Genomic DNA, 11,924 nt, shown 5'->3' with positions numbered 1-11,924 from the left:
GGTCAGCGGGTGATGCCGCGAGTCGACGACAGGATGGAATCACGGAACACCGCGACTTCCGGGTACTGCGCAGCCGGCTCGACGAGTTCGGCCAGTGCCTGCTCGACGGTCAGTCCCTGGCGATAAACGGTTTTGTAGGCGCGACGCAAGGTGTGAATCGCGTCCTCACTGAAACCACGACGACGCATGCCTTCGAAGTTCATGCTACGCGCTTCGGCCGGGTTGCCGAACACGGTGACGAACGCCGGAACATCCTTGCCGATCGCGGTGCCCATGCCGGAAAAACTGTGGGCGCCGATGTGACAATACTGGTGCACCAGGGTGAATCCGGACAGGATTGCCCAGTCATCCACGTGCACATGGCCGGCCAGCGCCGTGTTGTTGACCAGAATGCAGTGGTTGCCGATGACGCTGTCGTGACCGATGTGCGCGTAGGCCATGATCAGGTTGTGATCGCCCAGCGTGGTTTCCGAACGGTCCTGCACGGTGCCACGGTGAATGGTCACGCCTTCTCGGATGACGTTGTGGTCACCGATCACCAGGCGGGTTTCTTCGCCCTTGTACTTCAGATCGGGGGTGTCTTCGCCTACCGAGGAAAACTGGTAGATGCGATTGTGCTTGCCAATGCGGGTCGGCCCCTTGAGGACCACATGCGGCCCGATCACGGTACCCTCGCCGATTTCCACACCTGCGCCGATGATCGACCACGGGCCGACCTCGACGCCGTCAGCCAGGATGGCGGACGGATCGATGATTGCGCGAGGGTCAATCAAACTCATACTTTTTGTTCCGCGCAGATGATCTCGGCCGAGCACACCGGTTTGCCATCGACCGACGCCTGGCATTCGAATTTCCAGATCTTGCGCTTGCAACTGATGAAGGTCGCTTCAAGGATCAACTGGTCGCCCGGCTTGACTGGCTGGCGGAAACGCAGCTTGTCGGAACCGACGAAGTAATACAGGGTACCGTCGGCCGGTTTGACGTTGAGCATCTTGAAACCGAGGATCCCGGCAGCCTGAGCCATCGCTTCGATGATCAGCACGCCCGGCATGATCGGATGCGCAGGGAAGTGACCATTGAAGAACGGTTCATTGATGCTGACATTCTTGTAGGCGCGAATTCGCTTGCCTTCAGTGTCCAGTTCCACCACCCGGTCCACCAGCAGGAACGGGTAACGGTGAGGCAGGTATTCGCGAATCTCGATGATGTCCATCATTTCAGGGGGAAGCCTATGTAAAGATTGGGAGCGCGACTGACGTGCACTCCTCTAGCAAATCAACGAGGCAGTCCAGAGGCTGCACACACTTGATATGGAAATGGTATCAGCCATCAGATGAAGCATTGCCGTCAGGGGTCACTTCCCCTACGCGCTTTTCCAGCTGTTTGAGCCGTCGCGCGATGTCATCGAGCTGACGGATACGGGCCGCGCTTTTGCGCCATTCGGCCGCCGGTTGCATGGCTGTGCCGGAAGAATAGGCACCCGGCTCGGTAATCGAGTGGGTCACCATGGTCATTCCGGTCAGGAAAACGTTGTCGCAAATATCAATGTGGCCAACCAGACCGACACCGCCGGCGAGCATGCAGTGCTTGCCGATTTTGGTGCTGCCGGAGATCCCCACGCACGCGGCCATGGCGGTGTGATCACCGACCTGAACGTTGTGCGCGATCTGAATCTGGTTGTCGAGCTTCACACCATTGCCGATCACGGTATCAGCCAGCGCGCCGCGGTCGATGGCGGTGTTCACGCCAATCTCGACATCGTCGCCGATGGTCACGCCACCGATCTGTGCGATTTTCTGCCAGATGCCATTCTCATTGGCGAAGCCGAAGCCCTCGCCACCGAGCACCGCGCCGGACTGAATAACCACACGCTTGCCAATGTGCACGTCGTGATACAGCGTCACGCGCGGAGCGAGCCAGCCGCCATCGCCGATTTCGCTGCGCGCACCGATAACGCAATGCGCGCCAAGGGTCACTTGTGCGCCGATCCGTGCGCCAGCCTCGATCACCACAAACGGCCCGATGCTGGCGGTTGGATCAACCACCGCGTCCGCAGCAATCACCGCTGAAGGGTGGATACCCGCGGGCGCTTTCGGCTTGGGATCGAACAAATGCGAGAGGCGCGCATAGGCCAGATAAGGATCCGGCACCACCAGCGCATTACCGGCATAACCTTCAGCGTCGGCTTCCTTGAGCAGCAATGCTGCCGCCTGCGAGCCCGCCAGGTATTTGCGGTATTGAGGGTTTGCCAGAAAGCTCAACTGAGCTGGGCCAGCCTCTTGCAAAGTGGCTAGCCCAGTAATTTGCTTCTCGGGGTCGCCACGCAGGGTGGCGCCGAGGAACTCGGCCAACTGGCCGAGCTTGATGGTCACAGTCATGGGTTACTTCAGCTGATTCATGCGCTCGATAACCTGGCGCGTGATGTCGTATTGCGGTTTGACATCGATCACTGCGCCACGCTCGAACACCAGGTCAAAACCACCTTTCTTGATGACTTCTTCCACAGCGCTGTCCAGTTTCGGCTTCAGTTGCTTGAGCATTTCGCGGTCGGCAACAGCTTTGGCTTCGTTCAGCTCTTTGGACTGGAACTGGAAGTCACGGGCCTTTTGCTTGAATTCCAGCTCCAGACGCTCACGCTCACCTTGCTGCATCTTGTCGCCACCGGCCATCAGACGATCCTGAATGCCCTTGGCGCTGCTTTCCAGAGTCTTCAGCTTGGTCAGTTGCGGACCGAACTTCTTCTCGGCATCCACGGCGTATTTCTTCGCCGCGTCGGATTCCAGCAGAGCCATTTGATAGTTCAGAACGGCAATTTTCATGTCGGCAAATGCCGGGCCTGCCACCAGTACGGAGGCCAGGAGAACCAATTGAGTCAACTTACGCACGATGCACTCCTACAAAATCCATTGTCGTTATCTTGGGTCAGACGCTTAGAACGTCTGGCCGAGGGAGAATTGGAACACTTGAGTTTCAGCGTCATCCGGTTTCTTGATCGGCATGGCCAACGCGAAGCTCAGAGGACCCAGTGCGGTGACCCAGGTCACACCCACACCCACGGAACTGGCCATGTTGCTCAGACTGATGTCGTTGCACTTGGTGTTGGACGACGAACCGTTAGCGTTCGTAGTGTCCTTGCACTGCGAGTCAAATACGTTACCGACATCCCAGAATACCGAGGTACGCAGGGAGCGCTGATCTTTCACGAACGGCAGCGGGAACAGGACTTCCACGCCACCCTGGATCAGGACGTTACCACCGAACGGCAGTGGATCCTGGTCCGGGTCCGCAATGGTGCCCGGGTTCGTACCGCGGCTCGGCGTACTGCGCGGACCGAGGGTGCTGTCCTTGAAGCCGCGCACCGAGTTGAAACCACCCGCATAGTAGTTTTCATAGAACGGCAAGCCATCGGTCGAACCATAACCGTCGCCATAACCCAGTTCTGTATGCAGGCGCAGGGTGTAGTTTTCAGTGATCGGCTGGAACAACTGACCACGGTAATCGAGCTTGAAGAACGACAGGTCGCTGCCCGGAATGGTGCTTTCCAGGGTCAGGCTCTGGGAACGACCACGGGTCGGCAGTACGCCCTTGTTCAGGGTCGACTCGGACCAGCCGGCCGAAGCCTTGAAGTTCAGGTAGCTGTCGCCTTCCTTCTCGACGAAGTCGAAGATCTCGTCAACGGTGTAACGACCGGTGTTGATCGTGTCCTGCTGGGCTGACAGACCGAACGTCAGACGCGAAGTCTCGCTGATCGGATAGCCAATGTTCACACCGGCACCCAGGCTGTCTACGGCGTAGCTCGAGATATCGGCATCGAGTTCATCGTAGTCGGTGGTGCGATAGAACGCGTTGTAGCCCAGGCTCACGCCATCGGCGGTCCAGTAGGGGTCAACGTAGCCGAAGTTGTAGCGGCTCTGGTATTCGCTGCGGGTCAGACCGATGCTGACGCGGTTACCGGTACCGAGGAAGTTGTTCTGGGTGATCGAACCACCGAGGATCAGACCGGCACTCTGGGCGAAACCGACGCTGGCGGTAATCGAACCGGACGCCTGCTCTTCTACGGCGTAGTTCACGTCGACCTGGTCATCTACGCCCGGAACAGCCGGGGTCTCGACGTTGACTTCCTTGAAGAAGCCCAGACGCTCAAGACGGGTCTTGGACTGGTCGATCAGGTAGGTCGAAGCCCAGCCACCTTCCATCTGACGCATTTCGCGACGCAGCACTTCGTCCTCGGACTTGGTGTTGCCACGGAAGTTGATGCGATTGACGTAGGCACGCTTGCCCGGATCGACCGCAAACAGGATATCGACGGTGTGGTCGTCATCATGCGGCTGAGGCACGCCGTTGACGTTGGCGAAGGTGTAACCCTCGTTACCCAAACGGCGGGTGATCAGTTCGGAAGTGGTGGTCATCAGCTTGCGCGAGAACACCTGGCCCTTCTGCACCAGCAGCAGGGATTTGATCTGGTCTTCAGGGACTTTCAGATCACCGCTGAGCTTGACGTCGCGAACGGTGTACTTCTCGCCTTCGGTGACGTTGACGGTGATGTAGACGTGCTTCTTGTCCGGGGTGATCGACACCTGGGTCGAAGCAATATCCATGTTGATATAGCCGCGGTCCAGGTAGTAGGAACGCAGACGCTCCAGGTCACCGGATAGTTTTTCACGGGCATATTTGTCGTCGTTCTTGAAGAACGACAGCCAGTTGGTGGTTTTCAGTTCGAACAGGTCGGTCAGGTCTTCCTCGGGGAACACCGTGTTGCCAACCACGTTGATGTGCTGAATCGCGGCAACGGTACCTTCGTTGATCTTCACTTTCAGACCAACACGGTTGCGCGGTTGCGAGACCACTTCGGTATCGACGGTAGCCGAGTAACGACCCTGCGCTACGTACTGACGCTGCAGTTCGTTACGCACACCTTCGAGGGTGGCGCGCTGGAAGATCTCGCCTTCGGCCAGACCGGATTGCTTGAGGCCTTTCATCAGGTCTTCGGTCGAGATCGCCTTGTTGCCTTCGATCTCGATACTGGCAACCGACGGACGTTCGACGACCGTAATCACCAGAACGTTGCCTTCGCGGCCCAGCTGGATATCTTGAAAGAAACCGGTTTTGAACAGCGCACGAGTGGATTCCACCAGGCGACGATCATCCGCCTGCTCGCCGACGTTCAACGGCAAGGCACCAAAGACACTACCCGCGGAGACCCGCTGGAGGCCATTGACGCGAATATCAGAGATAGTGAAGGACTCGGCGTGAACTTCGGCGATCATCAATACGGTGAGAACCGCAGTTAGCAGCAGACGTTTCATGAAGTCCTTTCTTATTCCAACTGGCAATAAACAAACTGCCGCAAAATGCGGCAGATTCGCAATTCAGCGAAGCGTTACAGTCGACCCAGATCGTTGACCAGAGCAAGCAACATCACCCCGACCACCAAACTGATACCGATCTGTATCCCCCAACCTTGCACCCGATCCGACAAGGGACGACCACGCGCCCACTCGATCAGATAAAACAACAAATGCCCCCCATCCAGTACAGGAATAGGCAGCAAATTCAGAACCCCCAGGCTAATACTCAGATAAGCAAGGAAATTCAGGAAATCAGCGACGCCCGACTGGGCAGAAGCGCCCGCCACTTTAGCAATGGTTATCGGTCCACTCAAGTTTTTTACCGAGAGCTCGCCGAACAGCATTTTCTTCAGTGAATCGAGGGTCAGAATGCTCATGGTCCAAGTGCGACGGGCGCCCTCGCCAATTGCCGCCAACGGGCCGTAACTGACCTCGCGAATCATCTCCGGTGGCCAGTCGATTGCCTTGACACCCGCGCCCAGATAACCGCTCGGCGCCTTGCTTTCACCGCGCGCCGCCAAGGTCACCGGGACGTCGATTTGAGCACTGTCGCGCTCGATGCGCAGCATGATTTTGGTATCAGGACGCGTACGAACGGTATCGACCACTTGCTGCCAGTCGTTCAACGGCTGGCCATCGAGCGCCAGCAAGCGATCGCCGGTTTTCAGGCCAGCAGCCTGCGCCGGGCCTTTCGGGTCGAGTTCGGCGAGCACCGGCGGCAACGCCGGGCGCCACGGGCGAATACCCAGAGAACGGATCGGATCCGGCTCATCGGCGCCCTTGAGCCAGTTGTCCAGTTTCAGTTCACGCGGCGAATCCGCGGTAGAACCCTGTTCGCGCACCAGCAATTGCAGAGAACCACTCTCGCCGAGACGCCGTACCAGTTGCAGATTGACCGCCGCCCATCCGGAGGTCGGCTCGCCATCGATGGCGACGATTTCCTCGCCTGCATTCAAACCCGCCGTGGCGGCAATGCTGCCGGACTCGACCGCACCGATGACCGGACGCACCTGCTCGCTGCCGAGCATGGCCAGCACCCAGAAGAACACCAGCGCCAAAAGGAAGTTGGCCACGGGGCCGGCGGCAACAATAGCGATACGCTGACGAACGGTTTTACGGTTGAACGACTGATCGAGCTGATCGACCGGGACCTCGCCTTCACGCTCGTCGAGCATCTTGACGTAGCCGCCCAGCGGAATCGCGGCGATCACGAATTCGGTGCCCTGCTTGTCATGCCAGCGCAGCAACGGCATGCCAAAGCCTACGGAAAAGCGTAGAACCTTGACGCCACAGCGCCGCGCGACCCAGAAGTGGCCGAATTCGTGAAAAGTGACCAGCACACCCAGAGCAATCAGGGTGCCGGCAATCATATAGAGCGCGCTCATCTACTTTCTCCGCAATCCTGTTCAGTGCCGCGTGTAGCCAATGTATTGCAAATTCTATCGATCGTGACGCTTGAGCCATTGCCGCGCCAGATCACGGGCCTTGGCATCGGCAGTAAACACCGCCTCGAGATCAGCCAGGGCCACCACTGGTTCGAGGCTCAAGACCTCCTCGATGATACTCGCGATTTCCAGGTACCGGACCCGCCCGTCGAGAAACGCCTGTACCGCCACTTCGTTGGCCGCATTGAGCATTGCCGGAGCGCTGTCGCCCGCCTCGGCAGCTTGCCGCGCCAGACGCAGACAAGGGAAGCGCCCTTCATCCGGTGCTTCGAAGTCCAGCCGTGCAATGGCGAACAGATCCAGCGGCGCTACCCCGGAATCAATGCGCTCAGGCCATGCCAGTGCACTGGCGATCGGCGTACGCATGTCGGGATTGCCCAACTGCGCCAGCACCGAGCCATCGACGTAATCAACCAGCGAGTGAATCACGCTTTGCGGATGGATCACCACCTCCACCTGCGCAGGCTTGGCGTCGAACAACCAGCAGGCTTCGATCAGCTCGAGACCTTTGTTCATCATGCTCGCCGAATCGACTGAGATCTTGCGCCCCATCGACCAGTTCGGATGCGCGCAGGCCTGATCGGGTGAAACATGCGCCAGTTCGCTCATCGGCGTCCGCCGGAACGGACCGCCAGAGGCTGTGAGCAAGATCCGGCGGACACCGACCGCGCCCAACCCACGGGCAAAATCCTGTGGCATGCACTGGAAAATCGCGTTGTGCTCGCTGTCGATCGGCAGCAACACCGAACCGCTCTTGCGCACGGCCTGCATGAACAAGGCGCCGGACATCACCAGCGCTTCCTTGTTGGCCAGCAGGATTTTCTTGCCCGCCTCAACGGCCGCCAGAGTCGGACGCAATCCCGCCGCACCGACGATTGCCGCCATCACCGCATCGACTTCCGGCGCGGACGCGATCTGACACAAGCCCTCCTCGCCTACCAGCACTTGAGTCGACAAACCGGCCGCACGCAAATCGTCCTGCAAACTGCGCGCGGCGGCCGCTTGTGGCACCACGGCAAATTGCGGCGCATGACGCACGCACAAGGCAAGCAGCTCGCTCAGACGACTGAAGCCGCTCAGCGCGAAAACCTGATAGCGCTCGGGATGACGAGCAATGACGTCCAGCGTGCTCAGGCCGATCGAGCCTGTCGCACCCAACACGGTAATCTGCTGAGGGCGACTCACGGCGCAGCCATCCACAGCAGCACGGCAAATACCGGAATCGCTGCCGTGAGGCTGTCGATGCGATCGAGCACACCACCATGACCGGGCAACAGGTTACTGCTGTCCTTGATGCCGGACTGGCGCTTGAACATGCTTTCGGTCAGGTCGCCGACCACCGAGATGAAAACGATCACGGCCGCGCCAATCAAGCCCTTGAGCAGTTCGGCCACGGTCCAGTCACGCACCAGCCCGACAATCGCGGTAATCACCAGACTCAGCGCCAGACCACCGTATACGCCTTCCCAGCTTTTGCCCGGACTGACGTGCGGCGCCAGCTTGCGCTTGCCGAATTTGCGGCCCGAGAAATAAGCGCCGATATCGGCACCCCAGACCAGCACCATCACCGCCATGATCAGCCAGTTACCCAGCGGGTACTGCTTGATCTGCACCAGGCCCTGCCAGGCCGGCAGCAGAATCAACAGACCGATCACCAGTTTGGTGGCGGCACTGGACCAATGCGCACTGGAACGCGGATAGGTCAATACCAGGTACGTTGCCACGATCCACCAGAGCACCGAAGCGCCCAGCACCCAAGGCGCGAGGCCGGGCAGCACATGCATGATGAATAGCAACAGCGCAACGACCGCAGCAAAACCGACGCGGTACGACTGCGCAGCGAAGCCGGCCAGGCGCGCCCATTCCCAGGCACCGAGGCACACGACCAGCCCGATGAACAGGGCAAAACCAGTGCCTTTAAGCAGGAAGAACCCGCACAAGGCAATCGGCAGCAGGATCAGTGCAGTGATGATTCGTTGTTTAAGCATTAAACCCGGGCTCCAGCTTCGACCTGCTCACTCGTTTTACCGAAGCGACGCTGGCGCGAAGCGAAATCAGCCAGCGCACCGCGCATGGCATCGTGTTTGAAGTCCGGCCAGAACAGGTCGGAGAAATACAACTCGGCGTAGGCCAACTGCCACAGCAGGAAATTGCTGATGCGGTGCTCACCGCCCGTGCGGATGCACAGGTCCGGCAACGGCAGATCGCCGGTTGCCAGACAGGTCTGCAGCAGATCCGGAGTGATGTCCTCGGGGCGCAAATGCCCGGCCTGGACTTCACGGGCCAGGCGCTGCGCTGCCTGTGCGATATCCCACTGACCGCCGTAGTTGGCGGCGATCTGCAGGATGAAGCGGTTGGCGCCCGCCGTCATCGCTTCAGCTTCACGCATGGCTGCCTGAAGCTCCGGATGAAAACGCGAGCGGTCGCCAATGATGCGCAGGCTGATGTTGTTGTCGTTGAGGCGCTTGGCCTCGCGACGCAATGCCTTGAAGAACAGGTCCATCAAGGCACTGACTTCGTCGGCTGGACGCTGCCAGTTCTCACTGGAAAACGCGAACAGGGTGAGCACCTCGACTTTGGCTTCGGCGCACACCTCGATCACCGCACGCACAGCATCCACGCCCGCTTTATGCCCGGCGACACCCGGCATAAAGCGCTTTTTCGCCCAGCGATTGTTGCCATCCATGATGATCGCGACATGGCGCGGCACCGCGGACGGCGCAGACTGCTTGGTCTTGTCCATTTAAAGCTCGACCCTTATACGGCCATCAGGTCTTTTTCTTTCTCGTCCGTGGCCTTGGTGATCTGGGCCTCGGACTCTTTGGTCAGCTTGTCGATATCAGCGATGGCACGACGCTCTTCGTCTTCGCTGATTTCCTTGTCCTTGACCAGCTTCTTCAGATCACCCAACGCGTCACGACGGATGTTACGCACGGCAACACGCGCGTCTTCCGCTGCGCTACGGGCCTGCTTGGTGAAGCCTTTGCGCGTTTCCTCGGTGAGGGCCGGCATCGGAATCAACAGCAATTCGCCAAGGTTGGTCGGGTTGAGGTTCAGACCGGCGCTCTGGATCGCCTTGTCGACGGCCGCGAGCATGTTGCGCTCGAAGGCCACAACCTGCAGGGTGCGCGAGTCCTTGACGGTGACGTTGGCCACGCTGCTCAGCGGGGTGTCAGTACCGTAGTAAGGCACCATGACGCTGCCCAGGATGCTCGGGTGAGCCTTGCCGGTACGAATCTGGCCGAACGCGTGAGCCAGAGACTCCAGCGATTTTTGCATGCGCTCTTTAGCGTTTTTTTGGATTTCGTTGATCATTGTTGACCTTCCTCGATCAGGGTACCTTCAGCGCCGCCATGAACGATGTTCAGCAGGGCGCCCGGTTTGTTCATGTTGAAGACGCGCAACGGCATCTTGTGATCGCGGCACAGGCAGATAGCGGTCAGGTCCATGACACCCAGCTTGCGATCCAGTACTTCATCATAAGTCAGATGATCGAACTTCTCGGCATGCGGGTCTTTGAATGGATCTGCGGTGTAAACGCCATCAACCTTGGTCGCCTTGAGCACGACATCAGCGTCGATTTCGATTGCGCGCAGGCAGGCTGCCGAATCCGTGGTGAAGAACGGGTTGCCGGTACCGGCAGCGAAGATCACCACGTCCTTGGAGTTCAGGTGGCGCATGGCTTTGCGGCGATCGTAGTGATCGGTCACGCCGACCATGGAAATGGCCGACATCACGATGGCCGAGATATTGGCACGTTCCAGCGCATCACGCATGGCCAGAGCGTTCATCACAGTGGCCAGCATGCCCATGTGGTCGCCCGTGACCCGATCCATGCCGGCTTTGCTCAAGGCTTCGCCGCGGAACAGGTTGCCACCGCCGATCACCAGACCGACCTGAACGCCGATGCCGACCAACTGGCCGACTTCCAGCGCCATCCGATCCAGCACTTTTGGATCGATCCCGAACTCTTCCGAGCCCATCAGGGCCTCGCCGCTAAGCTTGAGTAGAATGCGTTTATAGCGAGCCTGATAACCACTGCCCTGCTGAGCCATTGCGAATCTCTCCTGCGGCGTATTTAAAATTCTGTGCGAGCTGTTTACAGCTGCCGTTCACTCTAGCTTGGCGCTGCGTCAGCGCCATCGGAACATGGCTTTGTAAGTCAGTTCCAAGCGGAAACCAATAAAAAACTGGTACCCGATCTGAAAAGAGGCTGCGCGCGTGAGCGGGCAGCCTCTTTCGGCGACAGTTTGAAAACCGTCTTATTGCTTGGCGGCAGCCAGCTGGGCAGCAACTTCTTCAGCGAAGTTGTCGACCGGCTTCTCGATGCCTTCGCCTACTTTGAAGTAAGTGAAGGAAACGATTTCCGCACCGGCTTTCTTGGCCAGTTCGCCAACCTTGACTTCAGGGTTCTTGACGAACGCCTGCTCGACCAGGCTCGCTTCTGCCAGGAACTTGCTGATACGGCCCTTGACCATGTTCTCAACAATGTTTTCTGGCTTGCCTTTGATCTTCTCTTCGTTCAGTTGCAGGAACACAGCCTTCTCACGCTCGATCGCTTCGTCGGAGACTTGCGAAGGCAGCAGGAATTCCGGGTTGCTTGCAGCTACGTGCATTGCGATGTCTTTGGCCAGCTCGACGTCACCGCCTTTCAGGACAACAGCAACACCGATCTTGTTACCGTGCAGGTAAGTGCCGACAACGTCACCCTCTACGCGAACCAGACGACGGATGTTGACGTTCTCGCCGACTTTGGCGACCAGAGCCTCACGAGCCGATTCCTGAGCGGCGATCAGCGGAGCTGCGTCGGTCAGTTTTTCGTCGAAAGCTTTTTCTACGCTGGCAGCAACGAAGTTTTTGAAGTCGTCTTGCAGGGCCAGGAAGTCGGTCTGCGAGTTGACTTCCAGCAGCACGGCTGCCTTGTCATTCGATTTGATGGCGATTGCGCCTTCAGCGGCAACGTTGCCGGCTTTTTTCGCAGCCTTGATCGCGCCCGAAGCACGCATGTCATCAATGGCTTTTTCGATGTCGCCGTCAGCCTTTTCCAAGGCTTTCTTGCAGTCCATCATGCCTTCGCCGGTACGCTCGCGCAGTTCTTTGACCAACGCTGCAGTAATTGCTGCCATTTTCA

The 11,924-nt window shown here is 58.7% G+C and carries 12 protein-coding genes; all 12 read right to left on the bottom strand.

Going from position 1 to position 11,924, the window contains the following annotated elements; all coding sequences use genetic code 11:
- Positions 1-2: 2 nt before the first annotated feature.
- Positions 3-779, bottom strand: coding sequence for an acyl-ACP--UDP-N-acetylglucosamine O-acyltransferase (gene lpxA, locus BLU52_RS04085; protein WP_090282008.1), 777 nt, complete (start codon positions 777-779; stop codon positions 3-5).
- Positions 776-1,216 carry a 3-hydroxyacyl-ACP dehydratase FabZ gene (gene fabZ, locus BLU52_RS04080; RefSeq protein ID WP_090282007.1) on the bottom strand — a complete coding sequence of 147 codons (441 nt, stop codon included), beginning with the start codon at positions 1,214-1,216 and terminating at the stop codon, positions 776-778. The genes lpxA and fabZ overlap by 4 nt, the downstream gene beginning before the upstream one ends.
- A gap of 106 nt (positions 1,217-1,322) precedes the next feature.
- Positions 1,323-2,378, bottom strand: a complete 1,056-nt coding sequence (gene lpxD, locus BLU52_RS04075; RefSeq protein WP_090282006.1) for a UDP-3-O-(3-hydroxymyristoyl)glucosamine N-acyltransferase — start codon at positions 2,376-2,378, stop codon at positions 1,323-1,325.
- Between the two features lie 3 nt (positions 2,379-2,381).
- Positions 2,382-2,885: an OmpH family outer membrane protein gene (locus tag BLU52_RS04070; RefSeq protein WP_003222140.1), complete on the bottom strand. Its 504-nt coding sequence runs from the start codon at positions 2,883-2,885 to the stop codon at positions 2,382-2,384.
- A gap of 45 nt (positions 2,886-2,930) precedes the next feature.
- Positions 2,931-5,306: an outer membrane protein assembly factor BamA gene (gene bamA / locus BLU52_RS04065; protein WP_090282005.1), complete on the bottom strand. Its 2,376-nt coding sequence runs from the start codon at positions 5,304-5,306 to the stop codon at positions 2,931-2,933.
- Between the two features lie 74 nt (positions 5,307-5,380).
- The gene (rseP, locus tag BLU52_RS04060; protein ID WP_090282004.1) at positions 5,381-6,733 is read right to left on the bottom strand and encodes a sigma E protease regulator RseP; all 1,353 of its coding nucleotides are present in this window, start codon (positions 6,731-6,733) and stop codon (positions 5,381-5,383) included.
- Between the two features lie 54 nt (positions 6,734-6,787).
- The gene (gene ispC, locus BLU52_RS04055; RefSeq protein WP_090282003.1) at positions 6,788-7,978 is read right to left on the bottom strand and encodes a 1-deoxy-D-xylulose-5-phosphate reductoisomerase; all 1,191 of its coding nucleotides are present in this window, start codon (positions 7,976-7,978) and stop codon (positions 6,788-6,790) included.
- The gene (locus BLU52_RS04050) at positions 7,975-8,781 is read right to left on the bottom strand and encodes a phosphatidate cytidylyltransferase (protein WP_090282002.1); all 807 of its coding nucleotides are present in this window, start codon (positions 8,779-8,781) and stop codon (positions 7,975-7,977) included. The genes ispC and BLU52_RS04050 overlap by 4 nt, the downstream gene beginning before the upstream one ends.
- On the bottom strand, positions 8,781-9,536 hold the full coding sequence (uppS, locus tag BLU52_RS04045; RefSeq protein WP_090282001.1) for a polyprenyl diphosphate synthase: 756 nt from the start codon (positions 9,534-9,536) through the stop codon (positions 8,781-8,783). Before uppS ends, BLU52_RS04050 begins: the two co-directional genes overlap by 1 nt.
- 14 nt (positions 9,537-9,550) lie before the next feature.
- Complete coding sequence (frr, locus tag BLU52_RS04040) at positions 9,551-10,108, bottom strand: ribosome recycling factor (protein ID WP_090282000.1); 558 nt, start codon at positions 10,106-10,108, stop codon at positions 9,551-9,553.
- Complete coding sequence (gene pyrH, locus BLU52_RS04035) at positions 10,105-10,848, bottom strand: UMP kinase (RefSeq protein ID WP_003222124.1); 744 nt, start codon at positions 10,846-10,848, stop codon at positions 10,105-10,107. The genes frr and pyrH overlap by 4 nt, the downstream gene beginning before the upstream one ends.
- Positions 10,849-11,055: 207 nt before the next feature.
- Positions 11,056-11,919 carry a translation elongation factor Ts gene (gene tsf / locus BLU52_RS04030; protein ID WP_016771476.1) on the bottom strand — a complete coding sequence of 288 codons (864 nt, stop codon included), beginning with the start codon at positions 11,917-11,919 and terminating at the stop codon, positions 11,056-11,058.
- Between the last annotated feature and the right edge of the window lie 5 nt (positions 11,920-11,924).

This window comes from Pseudomonas granadensis (assembly GCF_900105485.1).
GTDB classification, from domain to species: domain Bacteria; phylum Pseudomonadota; class Gammaproteobacteria; order Pseudomonadales; family Pseudomonadaceae; genus Aquipseudomonas; species Aquipseudomonas granadensis.
Note: the sequence above shows the minus strand (reverse complement) of the source record. Positions and strands in the feature narration are given on the sequence as shown.

Coding starts and splice junctions, on each gene's coding strand:
- lpxA (WP_090282008.1), bottom strand. CDS start 779: ATGAGTTTGATTGACCCTCGCGCAATCATCGATCCGTCCGCCATCCTG.
- fabZ (WP_090282007.1), bottom strand. CDS start 1,216: ATGATGGACATCATCGAGATTCGCGAATACCTGCCTCACCGTTACCCG.
- lpxD (WP_090282006.1), bottom strand. CDS start 2,378: ATGACTGTGACCATCAAGCTCGGCCAGTTGGCCGAGTTCCTCGGCGCC.
- bamA (WP_090282005.1), bottom strand. CDS start 5,306: ATGAAACGTCTGCTGCTAACTGCGGTTCTCACCGTATTGATGATCGCC.
- rseP (WP_090282004.1), bottom strand. CDS start 6,733: ATGAGCGCGCTCTATATGATTGCCGGCACCCTGATTGCTCTGGGTGTG.
- BLU52_RS04050 (WP_090282002.1), bottom strand. CDS start 8,781: ATGCTTAAACAACGAATCATCACTGCACTGATCCTGCTGCCGATTGCC.
- uppS (WP_090282001.1), bottom strand. CDS start 9,536: ATGGACAAGACCAAGCAGTCTGCGCCGTCCGCGGTGCCGCGCCATGTC.
- frr (WP_090282000.1), bottom strand. CDS start 10,108: ATGATCAACGAAATCCAAAAAAACGCTAAAGAGCGCATGCAAAAATCG.
- pyrH (WP_003222124.1), bottom strand. CDS start 10,848: ATGGCTCAGCAGGGCAGTGGTTATCAGGCTCGCTATAAACGCATTCTA.
- tsf (WP_016771476.1), bottom strand. CDS start 11,919: ATGGCAGCAATTACTGCAGCGTTGGTCAAAGAACTGCGCGAGCGTACC.